The 20,026-nt window shown below is 65.0% G+C and carries 12 protein-coding genes; 4 read left to right on the top strand and 8 right to left on the bottom strand.

Features of this window, described 5'->3' with window-relative positions:
- Positions 1–152: 152 nt before the first annotated feature.
- On the bottom strand, positions 153–1,157 hold the full coding sequence (locus AP428_RS15510; protein WP_054928315.1) for a hypothetical protein: 1,005 nt from the start codon (positions 1,155–1,157) through the stop codon (positions 153–155).
- A gap of 121 nt (positions 1,158–1,278) precedes the next feature.
- On the opposite strand from AP428_RS15510, the gene AP428_RS15505 reads away from it, so the two are divergent.
- From AP428_RS15505 to AP428_RS15490, 4 genes are all read left to right on the top strand, one after another.
- The gene (locus tag AP428_RS15505; protein ID WP_011546566.1) at positions 1,279–2,124 is read left to right on the top strand and encodes a M15 family metallopeptidase; all 846 of its coding nucleotides are present in this window, start codon (positions 1,279–1,281) and stop codon (positions 2,122–2,124) included.
- Positions 2,125–2,425: 301 nt separating this feature from the next.
- Complete coding sequence (tssM, locus tag AP428_RS15500; protein WP_011546567.1) at positions 2,426–6,370, top strand: type VI secretion system membrane subunit TssM; 3,945 nt, start codon at positions 2,426–2,428, stop codon at positions 6,368–6,370.
- The gene (gene tagF / locus AP428_RS15495) at positions 6,367–7,356 is read left to right on the top strand and encodes a type VI secretion system-associated protein TagF (protein ID WP_054928314.1); all 990 of its coding nucleotides are present in this window, start codon (positions 6,367–6,369) and stop codon (positions 7,354–7,356) included. The genes tssM and tagF overlap by 4 nt, the downstream gene beginning before the upstream one ends.
- Before the next feature lie 4 nt (positions 7,357–7,360).
- Positions 7,361–8,311, top strand: a complete 951-nt coding sequence (locus AP428_RS15490) for an OmpA family protein (RefSeq protein ID WP_054928313.1) — start codon at positions 7,361–7,363, stop codon at positions 8,309–8,311.
- A 111-nt stretch (positions 8,312–8,422) separates the two neighbouring features.
- On the opposite strand, the gene AP428_RS15485 is transcribed toward AP428_RS15490, so the two are convergent.
- From AP428_RS15485 to tssH, 7 genes are all read right to left on the bottom strand, one after another.
- Positions 8,423–10,717: a DUF2235 domain-containing protein gene (locus tag AP428_RS15485; protein ID WP_054928312.1), complete on the bottom strand. Its 2,295-nt coding sequence runs from the start codon at positions 10,715–10,717 to the stop codon at positions 8,423–8,425.
- Positions 10,710–11,561, bottom strand: a complete 852-nt coding sequence (locus AP428_RS15480; protein WP_054928311.1) for a DUF3304 domain-containing protein — start codon at positions 11,559–11,561, stop codon at positions 10,710–10,712. The genes AP428_RS15485 and AP428_RS15480 overlap by 8 nt, the downstream gene beginning before the upstream one ends.
- A gap of 112 nt (positions 11,562–11,673) precedes the next feature.
- A complete protein-coding gene (locus AP428_RS15475; protein WP_054928310.1) occupies positions 11,674–12,507 on the bottom strand; it encodes a DUF3304 domain-containing protein in 834 nt (277 codons plus the stop codon).
- Positions 12,494–13,534 carry a DUF4123 domain-containing protein gene (locus AP428_RS15470; protein WP_054928309.1) on the bottom strand — a complete coding sequence of 347 codons (1,041 nt, stop codon included), beginning with the start codon at positions 13,532–13,534 and terminating at the stop codon, positions 12,494–12,496. The genes AP428_RS15475 and AP428_RS15470 overlap by 14 nt, the downstream gene beginning before the upstream one ends.
- Positions 13,534–16,095, bottom strand: coding sequence for a type VI secretion system Vgr family protein (locus tag AP428_RS15465; RefSeq protein WP_054928308.1), 2,562 nt, complete (start codon positions 16,093–16,095; stop codon positions 13,534–13,536). Before AP428_RS15465 ends, AP428_RS15470 begins: the two co-directional genes overlap by 1 nt.
- 66 nt (positions 16,096–16,161) lie before the next feature.
- Positions 16,162–17,283, bottom strand: a complete 1,122-nt coding sequence (gene tssA, locus AP428_RS15460; protein ID WP_054928307.1) for a type VI secretion system protein TssA — start codon at positions 17,281–17,283, stop codon at positions 16,162–16,164.
- A gap of 44 nt (positions 17,284–17,327) precedes the next feature.
- Positions 17,328–19,997: a type VI secretion system ATPase TssH gene (gene tssH / locus AP428_RS15455; protein WP_054928306.1), complete on the bottom strand. Its 2,670-nt coding sequence runs from the start codon at positions 19,995–19,997 to the stop codon at positions 17,328–17,330.
- Positions 19,998–20,026: the final 29 nt, after the last annotated feature.

Here is a 20,026-nt window from a genome sequence, read left to right as displayed (position 1 = left end):
GGAAAAGAAAGGAGACGTATGCCCGACGGGCGTGACGCGCTCGTGACAGTGTCACACGGCATCATACCGGCAGCGTCTCCTGCCCCAAAAACAACGCGCCGCCCACTGGGCGGCGCTGACAGGAAAGACCCTCGTGACGCGCGCGGCACGCGTTACTGCCGCGTCTCCGACTGCGCGGCGCTCGGGCACGCGGGGTCCTTGCCCCAGTGGCCGTCGCACACGCGCCAGCGGCACAGCTGATCCTCGAAGAAACCGCGCTCCGAACACGCCTTCACGCGCGACGCCAGCGAGCCGCCGGTCGTTGCCGACGCCTTGGTCGGCACGGCCTGCGCCTTCTCGGCGGCGAGTTTCTTGTCGGCCGGCTTCGTGCGCGCGACGAGCGCGGCAAGCAGATCGGCATCCGGATCGTCCTTCCCGGCCGCCTTCGCGGTTCGGGTCGGCGTCGCTTCGCGGCGCTTCTTCGCCTGCGCGAGCTCGGCCTGCTGTTCCTTGCGATGCTTGCGGGCTTCGGCCTTCGTGTCGGCCTTCGTATCGGCCTTCGCCTCGGTTTTCGTGTCGGTCTTGCCGTGAGCGGCGACCTTCGTGCTCTTCGACGCGTCGGCCTTCGCCGTCTTGGTCGTCGCCGCTGCGGCGGCCGCGGTTGCGGCGACGCCAGCCGCGGCCGCCGTGCCCGAGCCATCGTCGGCGCCGTTGGCGAGCGCGCGCGACAGCCGGCTGTTGTCCGCCGCGGAGGCAGCGGAAGCCGATGCGGATGCAACGGTCTGGGACGCCGAGTCGTCGTTGACGATCGTGGCCGGTTGCGCGGCCGATGCGGCGGACGCGCCGTTCTGCGCGACCTGCACGGCGGCGCCGCTGGCCGGCGCGGCCTTGTCCGGCGCAGCCGCCGCGGGTGCCGTCGCGGCCGCCACCGCGACGTGCGGTTCGCCCGATGACTGCTGCATGCGCCACGCGCCCCAGCCGCCGACGGCCACGACCAACGCCACCACGGCGGCGATCGGCGCCTTCAGCGAACGGCGCGGCGGCTCGGCGGGCGGCGTGACACGCCCTTCCAGATCCGCGAGAATGCGCGACTGCCGAGGTCCTCCCTCGCCTGCCGGTTTAGTATCGGACAGCAGGCTGGGCGGAGTTTTCGAATTTGAATTTTCCGGCGCACTCATTCAGCGTCTCATTGAATCCTGGTTTAATTCACCGCGATAATATAGCCCGGCCTCTCGAAGCAGCCTGATTCTAAGAGCAAGCATTGCAAAACACAATCAATTCCAATTTCCGGGGATTTCTTTGATTGCCGTCGCACTCGTCGCCTATTTCACCCTCGCCGTCGCCGTTGCGGCACTGTTGCTTTTACCGGGTATCCGCGCGACCGTTTTCGAATCCGTGGCCCAGTTTCACGGCCGTCTGACGCGCCGTGCGAACGAGCGCGCCGCACGCACGCGCAGTCAAATTGTTAAATCGGCAACCGTGACGCGCGGCGCATTAAGCGACGTGCAAAATTTACTGGTTCGGCGGCGCTTGATGATTATGGTGTCGGCAGGTATTCTTGCGACGCCGCCATTGGTGGCCATTGCGTTACGCGGTCGGCAATTATTTCAGTACGACGACACGGCGCGCGTGCCCGACGAGAAGATCGCCGCGCTGTTGCAGGGCGAACAACTCGTGCCGCCGCCGCCGTTGCCGCCGGAAGTCTTTGCCACGAAGGAAGTCGAACAGATCCGCCCGGCGCTCAAGGATGCAAGCCGCGACTGGAACCTGCTGGACCCGGATTTCCGTACGCGTTTGCTGCTGGTCTACAAGATCATGCACGAACAACATGGCTATGAAATGGCGCTGCTGGAAGGCTACCGGAGCCCGGAACGACAGAACCGGCTCGCGCAGATGGGCACGAACGTGACCAATGCCGCGGCCTTCCAGAGTTATCACCAGTTCGGGTTGGCGGCCGACAACGCATTCCTGCGCGACGGCAAGCTGGTCATTTCCGAGAAAGATCCGTGGGCGATGCGCGGCTACCAGTTGTACGGCCAGGTCGCCGAGCAAGTCGGCCTGACCTGGGGCGGCCGATGGAAAATGATGGATCTCGGGCACGTGGAATACCATAAACCCGGTTTTAAACTGGGACGCGGCAGCTAGTCAGGGCTGCCGGACAAGAAATAATGAGGGCGGCATGGGGCTTTTTAATCACCCGGCAGGAAACGATTTGGGCGGCGCAAACAATCGGGCATTCCGGTGCGCGATTTTTTCCGGCCGCCGCTTCCGTTTTAAATCTCACAGCGTCCTTTCGTTAATGCGCGCGCCTTCTCCGATGCCGCGGGCGCATTGATGCCAGCCTCCTTCACCCCGTTTGACAGCATGGCGACACATCGCGGCGCCACCCTTGCCGCTCGGCGCGCCTGCGTCGCCTCACCGAATCGCACCGGAACCTGAACGTCCTATGCAACGCATCCTCAACGTGCTGACTCATCCGCGTACGCTCTCGATCGTCGGGATCGTCGCGCTAGCGGCCATTCTGTTCATCGTCGCCGACATGCTGCAGCTGCCGCTCCTGTGGGCGGCGCTCGCGTTCGCGGCGGTCCTCGCGCTGTGGCTCGTCGTCGCGCTATGGCGCCGCTGGCGCGTGAAGCGCGCGAACCAGCAGCTCGGCCAGGTGCTGGAAGAGCAGGCGGAAACCGGCAAGATCGCCGCACCGGCCGCCGCCGCGCTCGCGCCGGACGCGAAGACGGCCGACCTCGACGTGCTGCGCACGCGCCTGTCGGATGCGGTGAAGACGATCAAGACGTCGAAGATCGGCCAGGTGTCGGGCGGCTCCGCGCTGTACGAACTGCCGTGGTACATCGTGATCGGCAACCCAGCCGCGGGCAAGAGCAGCGCCGTGCTCAATTCCGGCCTGCAGTTCCCATTCGCGGACAAGAACAGCGCCGTGATCCACGGCATCGGCGGCACGCGTAACTGCGACTGGTTCTTCACGACCGAAGGGATCCTGCTCGATACGGCCGGCCGCTATTCGGTGCACGAGGAAGACCGTAGCGAGTGGCTCGGCTTCCTCGGGCTGCTCAAGCGCTACCGTCCGAAGGCGCCGATCAACGGCATCATCGTCACGGCCAGCATCGCCGAACTCACCGGCAATCGCCCCGAATTCGCGATCAACCTCGCGAAGAACCTCCGTCAGCGCGTTCAGGAGCTGACCGAAAAGCTGGAAGTGTTCGCGCCGGTCTACGTGATGTTCACGAAGGCCGACCTGATCACCGGCTTCACCGAATTCTTCAGCAGCAGCGACAAGCACGAGTACGACCGCGTGTGGGGCGCCACCCTGCCCTACGAACCCGACGACAAGCGTGACGTCGTCGCGCAGTTCGACACGCACTTCGAGGAACTCTACGAAGGGCTGAAGGAAATCAGCGTCGCGCAGCTGTCGCTGTCGCGCGGCAACCAGCTGTCGCCGGGCCAGTTGAGCTTTCCGCTCGAATTCTCGACGATCAAGCCGTCGCTGCGCGCGTTCCTCGCGACGCTGTTCGAGAACAACCCGTTCCAGTACAAGCCGATCTTCCGCGGCTTCTACTTCACCAGCGCACTGCAGGAAGGCGAAACCAACAGCGCGGCCGCGCAGCGCATCGCGCACCGCTTCGGCCTCGACGGCAGCGCGCTGCCGAAACCGCACAGCGCGTTCTCGAAGAACGGCTTCTTCCTGCGCGACCTGTTCTCGAAGGTGATCTTCGCGGACCGCCAGACGGTGCGCCAGTTCGCGAGCCCGACCAAGACGCGGCTGCGCTACGCGACCTTCTTCGGCTTCGTCGCGGCGCTCGCGCTGGCGTTGGGCGGCTGGACCTGGTCGACGATCGGCAACCAGCAGCTCGTCGCGAACGTGCAGGCCGACCTCGACAACGTCACGCGCCTGCAGCAGGGCCGCAACGACCTGCAGTCGCGCCTGCAGGCGATGGACATCATCGAGGACCGGATCGAGCAGCTCGAACAGTTCCGCCGCGACAAGCCGCTGTCGGTGTCGCTCGGCCTGTACCAGGGCGACCGTCTCGAGCAGCACCTGCTGACCGAGTACTACAACGGCGTGCGCCAGATCCTGCTGGCCCCGGTGTCGCAGAACCTCGCGTCGTTCATGAAGGACGTGAACGCGCACCCCGAGCAACTCGTGCCGATGACGCGCCCGCCCGAATCGGGCGCCGTGCAGGGCGGCACGCTGCCGGTCTCGACGAACGCGGCAGGCGCCGCGCCGCAAGCGGGCGCGATGCTGGCCGCGTCCGGCACCGCGCCGGCCGCCGCCCCGCAACAGGCGGCCGCGCCGCAGGGCGGCCTCTACAGCGACGCGTCGCCGACCAACGTGCAGGACGCATACAACGCGCTGAAGACCTACCTGATGCTGTCCGACAAGCGTCACGTCGAACAGGCGCACCTGACCGACCAGCTCGCCCGCTTCTGGCGCGGCTGGCTCGAGACGAATCGCGGCAACATGCCGCGCGACGAGATGATCCGGAGCGCCGAGCGCATGATCTCGTTCTACCTGTCGCGCGTGAACGACGACGACTGGCCGATGATCGACGCGAACCTCGCGCTCGTCGACCAGACCCGCGAGAACCTGCGCCGCGTCGTGCGCGGCATGCCGGCCCGCCAGCGCGTCTACGAGGAGATCAAGGCCCGCGCATCGACCCGCTTCGCGCCGATGACCATCGCGCGCATCGTCGGCGACGGCAACCAGGGGCTCGTGGCAGGCAGCTATGCGATTCCGGGCACGTTCACGCGCGAAGCGTGGTTCGACTACGTGCAGCCGGCGATCCGCGATGCGGCGACCAAGGAGCTGCAGGCGAAGGACTGGGTGCTCAACACGTCGACGCAGGACGACCTGACGCTCGAGGGCAGCCCCGAGCAGATCCAGAAGACGCTCGTCGGCATGTACAAGACCGAGTACGCGCAGCACTGGCAGAAGTTCATGCAGGGCATCGCGGTACAGGGCTTCACCAGCTTCGGCCAGGCCGTCGACGGGATGAACCGTTTGGGCGACCCGCAGGATTCGCCGATCCGCAAGATCCTCGAGACCGCGTACGACCAGACGTCGTGGGACAACCCGTCGCTCGCGAACGTGACGATCAAGAAGGCGCAGACGGGCGTCGTGAACTGGGTCAAGCAACTGTTCACGCGCTCGCAGGCCGGCCAGATGGCGGCAGCCAACATCGACATCAACGGCAATCCGGCCGAGGTGCCGATGGGTCCGATCGGCCAGGAATTCGTCGGGCTCGCGCGGATCGTCGCGACGCATGACGGCACGTCGATGCTCAAGGGCTACATGGAGTCGCTGTCGAAGGTCCGCACGCGCTTCAACGTGATCAAGAATCAGGGCGATCCGGGACCGGGCGCGCGCCAGCTGATGCAGCAGACGCTCGACGGCAACGGGTCGGAACTCGCCGATTCGCTGAAGCTCGTCGACGAGCAGATGCTGACGGGCCTGACCGATTCGCAACGCAAGTCGCTGCGCCCGCTGCTGGTGCGGCCGCTGATGCAGGCGTTCGCGGTCGTGATCCAGCCGGCCAGCGCCGAAGTCAACAAGGTGTGGAACGCGCAGGTCTACCAGCCGTTCCAGAGCTCGCTCGCGACCAAGTACCCGTTCGCGGCGAACGCGAAGGTCGAGGCCGGCGCCGGCGAGATCGCGCAGGTGTTCGGTCCGGACGGCTCGATCGCGAAGTTCGTCGGCACGACGCTCGGGCCGCTCGCGGTGCGCCGCGGCGACACGCTCGCCGCCCGCACGTGGGGCGACATGGGCATCGGGCTCACGCCGGACTTCACGAACGGCTTCGCACGCTGGGTCGCGCCGCTCGCGGGCGGCGCCGCCGGCAGCGCGGCCGCGTCGGCCGAACCGCAGACCGTGTTCCAGATCCTGCCGCAACCGAGCACGGGCACGACGGAATACACGATCGCGATCGACGGCCAGCAGCTGCGCTACCGCAACACGCCGCCGCAGTGGACCAACTTCGTGTGGCCAAACCCGCAGGGCGCGCCGGGCGCGACGCTGTCCGCGACGACCTTCGACGGCCGCACGGTGCAGCTCGTCAACGAGCCGGGCCGCTACGGTCTCGAGAAGCTGATCAACTCGGCGCAGCGCAAGCGCCGTCCGGACGGCACCTTCGACCTGACGTGGGCACAGGGCAGCGTGAACGTGTCGGTGACGATGCGCATCATCAGCACGTCGCAACCGTCGGCCGGTGGCGGCGACCAGCCGCAGCAGCAGAGCCTGCGCGGCCTGCAGCTGCCGTCGTCGGTCGCCGACGCGAGCGCGGGCGCCGCGCAGAACGCGACGCAAGCCGGCACCGGCACGCCGGGCGCCGCGCCGGCCGTCGCGGCCGCCAACGCAACGAATGCACAGAGGGCGCAATGACGCAAACCGTACAGGCGCAAATCGCCTACTTCGGCAAGATTCCGTCGCGCGGCGACTTCGTGAAGAGCGCGCACAATCCGCAACTGCTGCAGACGCTCGATCGCTGGATCGCGCAGGCGCTGGAGCTGCTCGCGGAGGATCCGCGCTGGAAGATCGTCTACGAGGATGCGAAGCCGATGCATTTCGCGTTCCTCGGCTCGCGCAGCAAGCTCGCGATCGCGGGCCACATGGTCGCGAGCCACGACGTGTCGATGCGCCGCTTCCCGTTCCTCGGCGCGACCGCGCTCGAGGTCGACCGACCGCTCGCGTTCCTCGCGCGCAGCCCGCTCGCGTTCGCGCGGCTGTGGTCGCGCGTCGCCGCGCAGATCCCGCCGCTGCTCGGCAAGGACGAGCCGCCCGGCGCGCTGCAGGCGCTCGGCGACACGCAGGTGCCGATCGACATCGGCGGCCCCGGCACGTCGCATGACGGCACCTTCAACGATTTCGTCGAACACCAGACGCTGTACGGCCTGCAGGAGATGCTGCTCGAAAGCGGTCATCCGGTGCGGCTGCGCGGCGCGATGCTCGCGCTCGGCTCGCTGCTGCGCCCGGTGATGCAGAGCGGCTCGTCGCACATCGAGCGCGGCCTCACGCTGCCGCTGCCGGTCGACCCGTTCTACCGCAGCCTCGTCGCCGCGTTCTGGCTCGAACTGATCGCGCCGTTCGTCGCGCAGGCCGACTTCGAGCTTGCGATCTTCATCGGCACGATCGCCGAACGCGAACGGCTCGTCATCGGCTTCAACGGCGCGTCGGCGAAGACGCTGCTGAGCGTCGTCGACCCGCAGACCTACGCCGCCCACAACATCGACATCGACGATCCCGAGTGGATCGACGCCCATGCGCAAAACGATCAGCAGATCAGCAAGCTCGTCAGCTACCTCGAACAACCGCAACTCTCGCTGCGCGTCGCCATCGACGCGTTCCGCGAAGCGTTCATCGGAGGCTGACGGCATGCATCGCACGATTCAGGTCCGGCGCGCGCGCCTGTCGGCCGCCGTCTCGCCCACCCTCGCCGCGCTGTTCGCGGCCGGCCTCGTCGCGAGCGGCGCGGCCTTCGCGCAGAACACGGGCGCGACCGTCACGCCGGTCGGCAACGGCACGGTCGCGACGACCGCGCTGCCGCAGGCGAACCCGAACGCCGGCGGCGCGTCCGGCACGGTGGTGCACGGCACCGCCGGCACGATCGCGCCGCCGCCCGCGAACGCGACGCCCGGCCAGGTGGTGGTCGGCGGCAAGGTGCCCGACGAGGCGACCAAGGCCGCCGTGCTGCAGAAGCTGCGCGACACCTACGGCGCGACGAACGTCGTCGACCAGGTCGAGGTGGGCGACGTCGCGACGCCGCCGAACTGGAGCGCGAACGTGCAGAAGCTGCTCGGCGCGCAGCTCAAGCAGATCAGCAAGGGCCAGTTGAAGATCAACGGCACGCAGATCGAGATGAAGGGCGAGGTGCACAACGAGGCGCAGCGCCAGCAACTCGCGAGCGACATGGCGAACACGCTGAACCCGACGTACACGATCAAGAACGGGCTGCGCGTGTCGGCGTCCGAACAGGGCGTGCTCGACCAGACGCTCGCGAACCGGACGATCGAGTTCGAGACCGGCAGCGCGACGCTGACGCCGCAGGGCAAGCTGATCCTCGACCAGATGGCGGCCGCGCTGGCGAAGATGCAGAACCGCACGGTCGACATCATCGGCCACACCGACAACTCGGGGAACCGGACGTCGAACATCGCGCTGAGCCAGGCGCGCGCGGATGCGGTGAAGGGGTATCTGATCACGAAGAGCATTCCGCCGCAGCAGATGACGACGACGGGGGTGGGCCCGGATCAGCCTATTGCGCCGAACGATACGGCGGATGGGCGGGCTAGGAATCGGCGGATCGAGTTCCGGGTGGGGCAGTAACGGGTGTAGCGGGAAATCGGCCGGTCGCTCGCTCAACGGCGAAGCGGCGCGGCACACGACGGGCGGTGGCACGCGTGTCACCGCCCGTTTTTCATGCGCGGCTGCTGGTTGTCAGTGAACGGGAGGCGTCGCGCCACCCTTATAGCTTTTCGCCCATTCCTGGCTCTGCTTGGCGGCCTGGTCGATACGTGCAGCAACGCGATCGTCCTTCTGGCGTTGCTTCGCTTCCTTGGCGAGATCGGTCGAACCGAACTCGTCCTTGTCTCGCGTGCGGAAGTACAGCGACGGAGCGAGCACATGGTCCTGCCAGCTCGTCAGCAACGTGTCGTGAACGAGCATGTCGAACAGCGCCATCACGTCCGGCGGCAACGGGTGCTTGCCCTCGATCCCTTCTTTCCAGGCCGACACGAGTTCCATCTCGGCTTCAGGAAGCATGGCTACCTCGACCGCATCCGCGCTGACCTTGTTATCGGAATCCCACGAATCCGGCATGTTGCGGATGCGCTCGACGGACTGCTTCAGGCCCTCCTGATACGACGCGCTGCGCAGCTTCTTTTCCGCTTCCTTCTCAAGACGCTCCCAGACCGTCGAATAGTCCTTCGGTGCCTCCGCGATCAATTTCTCATAACGCTTTTGCGCTGCGTCGCTCGCCGCCTTCATGCCCCGAAGCTTCGCCTGCTCGTCCTGGCTGCGGCTGGCCAGCATGCTCATATTGATGCCTTCTCGCTGAAGCTCCCAGTCGAGTTGCGACTTCGCGGTCTTGCGCTGCAGGTCGGCGTCGGCCATGTTGCGCTTCCAGTCGGCGACGGGATCGGAAATCGTGCGACGGAATTCGGGATCCATGTAGCGGGCTGCAATCCAGCGCATGAAGACTTTCGAATGTTCCATGAAATCGGCACCGGACTTGCGCGGGACGAGCGTGCGGTAGGCATTGACCAGCGCTTTGATTCGAAATTCCTTACCACCGTACTTGATCGGATCCGAGAGTTTGAAGCGCTTGAACACCGGCGCGTTGTACAGGTACAAATCTTCCATGGTGTCCATGGCGGCGCCCGCCTTGATCGCCTCCAGCAACATGTCTTGCAGCGGAACTCGCATCAGCTCCGCGTTGCCCCCCAGGGACCCGCTCGGCGCGCCACCGACGACATCGCAGCTCGTACCCGGGTAGAGATACTGCTCGCCACGGGTCTTCTCAAGACTGTCGAGACGCTGATAGAAGCGCATCTCATGCGCTGCGGCGAAATGAACGCAGCGCTGCACGCTGGCCGGTATCGCGAGAGGACGATCCTTGAAGCTGGTCTTCAGCATACCCAGATAAGGCACCATACCGATCAGTTCCCCGGCTTCCTCCGACATGACGGACGAAACGGCATCGAGCAATCCGACGAACTTGATCTGGATCGACACGCCTTCAATAGCGAGATCCGTATCGTCCCTACGCTTGTACTTCTCAGCCAGATCGTTGATGAACGCGCGTGCAAGCACGCACCCTCGGTCCGCACCGAACACCGATACCTCGATGGCCCGAACGTTCGGCATCTGGTTCTTCACGGCCTCGTACGCGGCTTTGAACTGGTCCTTCGCTGCGATCAACCGGGTATCGACACCCGTTCCAAACGCCTTGGCCATGACGGAATTGTCGCGCACGATCGGCACATTTTCCATCGCTATACCGACAAAAAGACTGCGCGCAACCGCCCAGCCTGCCTTCATCGGAGCGCCTTTGACATTGTTCTTGAAGTCGTTTTTCGCGTTGCGCCACAGCAGCGTTCCCATCGCCTTGGTTCGTTCCCAGTAGCGCTCCTGCGATGCATTCAACACATTCATCACACGCCGCGCCTGAGCGGGAATGTGCTCGATATCCTTCCTGAGATCCTGGAATGCCTTATCAATCGGTCGAAGCGAAAAATCGCCATCCAGAAATCCATCAAGGAGTTGCTTCTTGACGCCGTCGACGCGCTTTTTTACGTTCGCCTGTTCGATCGGTGTGTTGACACGAGTGAACAACTTGGCAGCCGACTCCGCTCCGCTCAATGCCTTCTTGCCGGCCATCTTGCATGCGGCTACGCCTGCATTGATCCATTCATTGGCTTTAGCTGACTCGTTGAGCGGCGTGCCCAATCCGGAATAATAGAAGCGGAACCAGAACTGATTCGCGGGCCGCCTCGGATCCTCAAGGTCCCGATGCGCCTCCCAAAGCCGGGCGATATTGGAATACTGCGAACTCGACTGATCGTCGATATCGCGATGGCGTCCGAATGCATCGAAGAAAAAGCCCATCCGAATCGTCGCCCCGCACGGCATGCAATCACCCTTCGGGTACATCGTTGCGTTCTGCTTGGCGATTTGTGCGTAGACGGAGGTCGGCGTTGCATCATCTGGATCAAGTTTGACTTTATCAGCCATGCTTTTTCTCCTCCACGCGTGCCGGCGGAATCAGCCCATCAGGGATGGGTGGCACCGCAACCGGTTCGAACTTGTCACTCGTCAATTCGGCCTGGATGTTTTTCGGCAACGATTGCATAGACTTCGCGAAGGCCCCCGGCTTGCCCGCATCCGCTTGCAACATGCGCTGGATCTCCGGATGCGAGTCAAAGCGACTATTCACGAGCAGATTGTAGTAAGCGTACTGTTTCAGATCGTCGAGATCGGTGAGGCGGTATTTCAGCCATGCCATTGCGACAACTCGCGCAACACGGCGAAACTGCTGGTCTTCACGCTCGTCGTACCGCTTGCTCAATTGCGCCTGATACCGGCTCGCCATCCAGCGCGACACATCGATCATCGGAACACGCGATTCATCTATCAGCGCGCCGGGAAACTGAAGCTCGACGTGGCGATCCGGATAGAAGTGAACCTCGAGAATTCGATCACCTATCTTCTCGGGAACCGGTGACGGAGACAACGTCGCTTTTGCCTCTCCGTGAAGCGTTTCCTCGTTGCCTTTGTGCCACTGGTCGACGTCGACATAATTCCATTTGACCGTGAACTCGGTTCCCTGGAGCTTGTAGCAACACGTCACGCCGCCGCCACCGCCCGGCAAACTATTCCCTCCGCCTGCCTTGTTTCCGTGGGCATCGGTGATGGTAAACCCGTCCAGGTTGTACGGCAGATAGTTGTGGGCGATAACCGAAACGCCACTATATGTCGGCTCTGACTTGCCGCACGCCGCCATGGCCGTCACGAGCAGACACCCTGCCAGAACACGGTTCGCTAGACCTGAAAATCTCGTCGCTCTATTCACTGACATTTTCCTTCCGAAGATTGTCCAGCATGCGTTACCGACATATCGGCGCATCGGTATTGTTCCGTCTGCCACGCAAGCCGCCCTTCTTTCATTCCGCGAGCAGTTCTCCGCACAATCAACCATGCAGAGCCTCGTCCACACGCGCTAACGGCAGCAAACCGTCAGCTATCGGCGGTGCAGCTACCGCCACGAATTTCCCGCTTGCCATCTCGGAGCGCACCTGATTCGAAAGCGACAGAGCCCACTTTGCAAATGCACCCGGCTGGCTGGCTGCGGTCTTCAATATGCGCTGAGCGTCCGGATGCGTATCGAATTGGCTGTTGATGAGCAAACTGAAGTAGGCGTACTGCTCCAAATCGTTACGGTCGGTCAGACGATATTTCAACCATGCAGACGCCACGATCCGGGCAACACGACGAAACTGCTGGTCCTCGCGCTCGTCGTATCGCTTGTCCAGTTGCCCTTGATACTGCTTCACCCATTTCACGACTTCGATGATCGGTAGCCGTGCATCATCAAGCATCTGGCCGGGAAACTGGAACTCGACATGCCGGTCCGGAAAGAAGTGCGCTTCGAAAATCCGGGAACCCACATCGTCCGGCGACCGGGACGGCGGCATCGACACCTTCGCCTCGGCACGGAACGTCTGCTTGTCCCCTTTGTGCCACTGGTCGACATCGTAGTACTCCCACCTGACCGTGAATTCCGTCCCCTTGAGCTTGTAGCAACATCTCAAGCTCCCGCCACCCGCTCCCGGTGGATCATCGCCACCGCCACTCGCCTTATTCCCGTATGCGTCGGTAATGGTGAAACCACTCATGTTGTACGGCAGATAATTCCGGCCCATCACGGAAATTCCGCTATACACCGGCTCCGACTTGCCGCACGCGCTCAAGCTGAAAGCGACCGCGAGCAGCCCCACCACGAGCCCGGATCTACGCCACGTCACTACGCGCCTCCAGCAATTCCCGCTCGTGTGCATCGCGAATCGTGTCCCACGTCGCATCGTCGATAGAGGCCAGTGCCGCATCGACGCTCGTTTCTCCTCGCGAAGCCGCCTCGAGCCACGGCTTCACGACCGGATGCTCGTCGAACCGCGGCGAAACCAGCACAGCCGTCACCACGTAGCACTGCAATTCCGCTTCCTCGACGATCCCGTGTGCCGTCGCTCGAGCGAGTTGCTCGACAACCAGATCATGCAGCCCCACATCGGACAGGTGATCGACCATCGCCCCCATCGTCTCGCGGAACTTCAGCACGAGCTTGTCCGGATATCCGAGCTCGATCAGTTGCGCATGCTGTCGCTCGCTGAGACCCGGCGCATCACCCACCGGTACCGCACCTTCACTCGCCGGCATGTCATTGCGCCACACGACCTCGTCGAGCCGCCTGTCGCGATATCGGATCTCGCCGAACGGCGCAACGAACTGCTGCGCCTGCGTATCGCTCCACACCTGTCGAAGTCGCCCCAATACATGGTTGTCGAAAAAAAACAGGTAGTACGCGCGGCCGTTGGGCAGCTTGTACTGCACGTATTGGCGCAAATGCTGATCGAGCGCATCGAACGACCAAGTCGACCACAGCCACGTCACCGCATGCAGGTCGACCGCCTCCAACCACAGCTGGCGCAGCAGCCGATGCTGTTCGGCGTTCTCGTCGTTGATCGCATCGTGATCGAACGCGATCAAGTACGGCGCAATATCCGTATAAGCGTCGAGCCCGGTATCCGCCCAGAGCGACGCACAGCGCAGGCGGGGCACCGCCGCGAGCTGCACGTCCAGCTCCTGATAGCCGCGCGTATCGACGAGTGCGTAAAGCCGCATCGCACTGCCCGCATCGTCCGTACGCGTGACCGAAGCCTTCAGCGTCTCGAGAAACGCCGGCCACTTCGGCTCGCGTGGATTCGGTTCTGCGTCAACCGCTTCGCTCGCGCCGACCGCGTTGTTCCGGTCGACCGTATCGTTGACTTCATCCATCAATCCGCCTCGACCATCGACTCACGACCGCTGTGCGCGTTCAGCACGCATTGCTTGCACGTGCCGCCCGGCATCGCGGGCAATGGATACTGCATGCTCGTCGGTCCGCTGAACTGGTGCTGCGCCCCCTTGAAATCGACTTTCCCAGGTGCGTGAAGCTCGATTTTGCCGCCCTTGATCCGGATGTAAGCGCCGCCCGACGTCAGCAATATCTCCTGCTTCGCGGCCACGTCGACAGCCTCGGTCGCCGCCACCATCTTCACGGCCTTTTGCGCGGTGAGTTCGACGTTGTCCGCGTGCGCCTGGACCTCGACCTTGCCCTTCCCGGCAAACAGCTTCATCCCGGCGTTCTGCGCGAACAGGCTGATGCGATCCCGGATGCCGGCGATCAGCGATTTCCCACTGGTCACGAACGTGCTTTGCCCGCTGGCGATATTGGTCTGCTGCTCGCTCGCCAGATGCACCGACTGCTGCGAAGCCATCCCGATCCCCGCCGGGCTCGCGAACAGCATCACGGGTTCCTTGAACGCATTGGCATTCCCCGTTCCGCCGCCGGCCGTCCTGCCGCCCCCCGAGGCCGCCCCCGCCACGCTGTTCTGCGTCGCATCGGCGAACTGCTTCAGCGCATCGCGACCGGCACCGAGACTCTCCGCCTGATGCATCTCGCTGACCTGCGACATCGACTCGATCAACCCGTCCGCACTGCCAAGCTGCTGCTTTGCCTCGCTCGCGTCGAGCGGCTGGCTGTTCGCCTGCTTCGGATGCGTCGTCACGTACAAGCCCTGGCCCGCACGCAGCGCGCCGTACGCATCCGTGCGCAGATCGAAACCCGAGCCGAGATACGCACCACGCGTGTTGCCGTTCTGCTCGATCAGATAGCCGAGATGAAGCAGCGAATTCGCGCTGCTGCTGAACAGGCGCGCGCGGTTCTGCCCGGTCGCGTCGTCGAGCACCATCTCGTTGTGCCCCGATCCCGCATATTCCTTCGACCGGAAGCCCGACAGTATCCCGTCGCTATGCCATTGCGGCTTGGCCGCCCCGTTGTAGACACGATGCATGACGATCGGCCGATCGCAGTCGCCGCCGATGTAGCCGATCAGCACTTCCTCGCCGACGCGCGGAATATGCACCGCGCCGTAACCGCCGCCGGTATCCGATTGCACGACGCGCATCCAGCACGATGCCGTCTCGCGGCCTTCGCTCTGGCGGTCCCACACGAACATGACCTTGATCCGGTTCAGCGCGTCGGTATAGACCTCCTCGCCCTTCGGACCGACCACGACGGCCGTCTCGAGCTGCATCGCGGGCTTGCGGTGCTCGAACGGGCTGCGATACGGCACGCTCGCGCGCTGCGCCTCGACCGCGACGAGATAGAACCCGGCCGAGCCGTCGTCGTGCCCGACCTCGAACGCGCCCCCTTTCCCGTGCCCGGCCTTCACCTGCGCCAGCGCGTCCTGCAGGCTATGCGGGAAACTTGCTTCGTGGTCAGAGGCCGGCAGATTGTTCTCGATGTAACGCGTGACGCCGATGGCCGCGAACTCGCGGTCGCTCGCCGCATCGCGATCGTGCTCCGGATGGTCCACGAGGGTGAAACGCCGGCCGGCGTCGATCGAACGCACGCCGCCCACGCCGAAGAAACGCTTCGCACGCGACTCCCATTCCTCGAGGCGAATCTTCGACAGGTGTTCGCCGCGGTCCTGCGCCGGATACGTGTAAGCGCCGGTGTATTCGTAAATTTCCGCCTGATCGGGCAGCTCGCCCTGCCCGCTTTTCGTCGGCAGCGACGTGCCGTTCGGATTGCCCGCCGACGACGGCGACTTGTAGTCGAACGTGCGCGTCGTATGCAGCGTGCTTTGCAAGGTCCGCGACGCGGTCCATTGCGTGAAACCGGCGGTTTCGGTGCCGCTGCCCGAGCGATCGAACCTGACGGTATTCGGCGACAGCGCGTCGACGGTATGCAGATCGTCGGTGATGACGAACGTGTGCGCCTTCCCGTCTTCACTGTGCCGCCAGAAGCCGAACAGCCCTTCGTCCTCCATCAGCCGGTGCACGAAGTTCCAGTCGGTCTCGCTTTGGCGACAGTACGAACGGGACGGCAGCGGCTTCGACAGCGCGAACCGGTATTGGCCCCTGGCCTGCGGATGCCTGTCGAACACGTCGGCAAGGATCGCGTCGACCGGCTGGTCCTGCCAGTACCGCATGTCGCTACGGAACTTGAGGAAGTGCATCCACGACGCGAAGCGCAGCTGGTAACTCGACAGGCCGCCGTCGGCACCGAGCCGCCGCGCCGTGTGGATATAGCCGTTGATCGGCTGATACGACCTGTCCGCCTGCTGAATCCACAGCGTGATCGGCTGCGCGATCAGCGTCTTGAGCTCGACGTCGCTCGCGGTGGACACCAGATCGAGCGTTACGCTGAAATCACGGCCGAGCTCCGAGCGGGTTACGGCGCGACGCGGCACGAGCGCATTGTTCGGCAGCGACGGGATGTCCGTCTTCAGCAGCCGATCCTGCTGGATCAGGCCGCCACGAATCGCCTGGGCCAGTTCGGTCACGTTCATGCGTCACCTTCTTCTTGTTCATCGCGAGCCCGCCGGGCCCGCGCTCTCAGGTCAAAAAACAATCGTTCACGCCTGCTCGTCGGGCCTCACCCCCAGCAGCTCGCGAATGTGCGACAGCGAGCCGTCGTCCTTCACGACGCTCTCGAGCCACTTGTGCAGCGGCATGTCGGCCCACTCGGCCGCCTTGTCGGCAAGATACGCGACCGGGCTGTGCGGCTCGGTCTGACGGAAATAGCGCGCCACCGCGCGCAACTGGTCGACGGCCTGCGCACGGTTCTGGATGCCGGCGATCATCTGCGTCACCGGCGGACGCGAAGCGGTCTGCTGCTGCACGTGAGTCTCCTCGGTCTGGATCGGCTGGCCGAATACCGGCTCGATGCGTTCGGGCTGGGCCTGCGGCGCCGTCTGCGCGTGCGGCGCGCTGCCCGTATAGCCCTGTTCGCGCGCAAAGCGCTCGGCGAGCCGGTACACGGTCTCGAACGCGTCGCGCGCCTGCCGGAAGCTCGGCGCCGAATCGCCCGCGCGCTCGACGAGCCGCTCCTCGAACGCATCGAGCGCGAATTCGAACGCCTTCAGGTTCGCCAGCAGCGCCGTGTAGAACGCGATCGACGTCACGCGCCGCGACGCGTCGATCTGGTCGATTGACGGCTTGCCGCGCGCGATGTCGTCGGCATGTTCGGGGTCGCGCTTGATCGACTGCGCGACGTGCTGCGCGACCTCCCAATCGAGCGTGCTGAACGCATTCGATGCGCCGTCCGTCAGCGGCACCGCGCGCAGCAGCTCGGCCGTGCGGCCGGACAGCCACGCGACGTTGCCGAGCCGGTGCTCGATGTCGTCGTCCTCGGGCAGCGGGTGGAAGGTGTCCCAGAAGTCGCGGCACAGGCCTTCGAGCAGCGCATAGCCTTCGGTGAGGCCCGTGATGCCGTCCTCGAGCGCGAGCGCCTCGGTCAGCCACACGGCGAGCCGCAGGTCCTTGGTGCGCGTGCGCAGCAGCTCGCCCGCATGGTCGACGACGAAGCCCCAGTCGGCCTCCTTGATCTCGGTTACCCATTCGCCCTGGTCGAGCGTCGGATCGTCGTAGCGCCGCGCGTCCTGGATCGCGTCGAATTCGTTCGAAAACAGCAGGTCGTCGCCGCTGGGCGACGCATCGCTGATCGGCGTCAGCAGCTCGGGGAGATTGATCGGCATGGTTCAGTGAATCCGTTGATGCATCAGATGTCGCGTGCGGGGGCTCATTCGACGGTGTACGCAAATTCGCCGGCCTCGTCCGCGCGCACCGCGATGCGCGCGATCGCCGCGCCGTCGGCGATCCGGCCGAGCACGTGGCCCGCGATCTCCGGCAGCAGCGTGCCGTTCAGGATGTGGTCGACGTTGCGGGCGCCCGAGTCGACCTCGGTGCAGCGCGCGAGCACCGCGTCGACAAGCGATTCGTCCCATTCGAACGCGGCTTTGTGGTTCGCCTCGATCCGGCGGCGGATGCGTTCGAGCTTCAGCTCGATGATCTCGGCCAGCACGTCGTCGGAAATCGGGTAATACGGCACGACCTTCATCCGGCCGAGGAACGCCGGCTTGAAGGTCTTGTACAGCTGCGGACGCAGCGTCTCGGCGAGCGCGTCCGGATCGGGCAGTTCCTCGGCCGGCTTGTTCAGGCAGGCCTGCATCACCGCGGCCGAGCCGACGTTGGACGTCAGGATGATCAGCGTGTTGCGGAAGTCGATCTCGCGCCCTTCGGCATCGTCCATCGTGCCCTTGTCGAACACCTGGAAGAACATCTCGAGCACGTCCGGGTGCGCCTTCTCGACCTCGTCGAGCAGCACGACGGAATACGGGTTGCGGCGCACGGCCTCGGTCAGCACGCCGCCCTCGCCGTAACCGACGTAGCCCGGCGGCGAACCTTTCAGGCCCGACACGCTGTGCGCTTCCTGGTACTCGCTCATGTTGATCGTGACCATCTTGCGCTCGCCGCCGTACAGGATGTCGGCCAGCGCCAGCGCCGTCTCGGTCTTGCCGACGCCCGACGGCCCGACGAACATGAACACGCCGCGCGGCTTGTTCGGGTCCTCGAGGTTCGCGGTCGCGGTACGCACACGCTGGGCGATCGCCTCCAGCGCATGATCCTGGCCGATCACGCGCGCGGTCAGCAGCGGCTGCAGGTTCAGCACGGTGTCGATCTCGTCCTTCACCATCCGGCCGAGCGGAATGCCCGTCCACGCGGCGACGATCTCCGCGACGACGTGACCGTCGACCTGCAGCGGCACCATCGGCTCGCCGCCCTGCAGCGCATGCAGCGCCGCGACGCGTTCGGCGAGCTTCTCGCGGGTGGCCTGCACGTCGACCGGCTGGCCGTCTTCCGACGGGCCGCGTGCCTTGTCAAGCGCGTCGCGCAGCTCGGTGATCTCGGCGACGATCACGCGCTCGGCTTCGTAGCGTTCCTCATCCTTCGCCAGTTGTTCGAGCGCCGTGTCGCGCGCGCCGCGCAGCTCGCCGAGCCGCTCGTCGTGCGCCGCGCCGCCCGCCGCCTCGCGCTCCAGCGACGCGATTTCCGCATCGATGCGCTCGATGCGCTTCTTCGTATCGTCGATCGCGGCCGGCGTCGCGCTGTGCGCGAGCGCGACCTTCGCACATGCGGTGTCGAGCACGCTGATCGCCTTGTCCGGCAGCTGGCGGCCGCTGATGTAGCGGTGCGACAGGCGCACGGCCTCCGTGATCGCATCGTCGAGAATCCGCACGTTGAAGTGCTTCTCCATCAGGCCCGACATCCCGCGCAGCATCGCGGCGGCCAGCGGCTCGCTCGGCTCCTCGACCTTCACGACCTGGAAGCGTCGCGCGAGCGCCGCATCCTTCTCGAAGTACTTCTTGTATTCGCTCCACGTCGTCGCGGCGATCGTGCGCAGTTCGCCGCGCGCGAGTGCGGGCTTCAGCAGGTTCGCCGCGTCGTTCTGGCCGGCCTGGCCGCCCGCGCCGATGATCGTGTGCGCCTCGTCGATGAACAGGATGATCGGGTGCGCGCTCTTCTTCACCTCGTCGATCACGCTCTTCAGCCGGTTCTCGAACTCGCCCTTCACGCTCGCGCCGGCCTGCAGCAGCCCCATGTCGAGCACGTGCAGCGCGACGCCGCGCAACGGCGGCGGCACGTCGTCGGCCGCGATCCGCAGCGCGAGCCCTTCGACGACCGCCGTTTTGCCGACGCCGGCCTCGCCGGTCATGATCGGGTTGTTCTGGCGGCGGCGCATCAGGATGTCGATCGCCTGGCGGATCTCCGCCTCGCGGCCGATCACCGGGTCGATCTTGCCGTCGCGCGCACGCTGCGTGAGGTTGGTCGTATAGGTGTCGAGCGCGGGCGTCTTCGACGGGCCGGCCGCGGGCGCAAAGCCGTCGGCGGCCGGCGCGACGTCGCTGCCTTCGTCGTCCGCCTGGCGCGGCTCGGCTTCGCTCGAACCGGCCATGATTTCGTCGAACTTGTGCTTCAGGTCCGTCACGTTCATTTCCGCGAAGCGCGACGACATCCGTTGCGCGAACTGCGCGAGATCCGGCGCGGTCAGCAGCGCGAGCAGCAGGTGCCCGGAACGGATGCGGCCGAGCTGCGAATCGAGCGACGCGATCAGCCACGCCTGCTCGAACAGCGCGATCAGGTGCACGGAGAACACCGGCGTGCGCGTGTTGCCCGTCTTCAGGCGCGTGAGCTCGCGTTCGAGATCGGCGTGCAGCGCATGCGGATCGACGCGGCTCGCGCGCAAGGCGAGCGGCAGATCGCCCGTCGCTTCGTCGAGCAACGCGAGGAACAGGTGCTCCAGATCGACCTCGTAGTGGCCGCGCGCCAGGCACGCGCTCGCCGCACGCTCGGTCGCGTGGCGGCACAGCGGGTTCAGTTTCGTGATCAGGGTCTTCAGAGGCGTGCTCATGGCGTCGATCTCAGGTTCGATTGCGTGTT

It is taken from the genome of Burkholderia sp. E168m22, from assembly GCF_001319805.1.
GTDB classification, from domain to species: Bacteria; Pseudomonadota; Gammaproteobacteria; order Burkholderiales; family Burkholderiaceae; genus Burkholderia; species Burkholderia orbicola.
The sequence above is the reverse complement of the archived record's forward strand: the minus strand, read 5'-3'. Positions and strand labels throughout refer to the sequence as shown.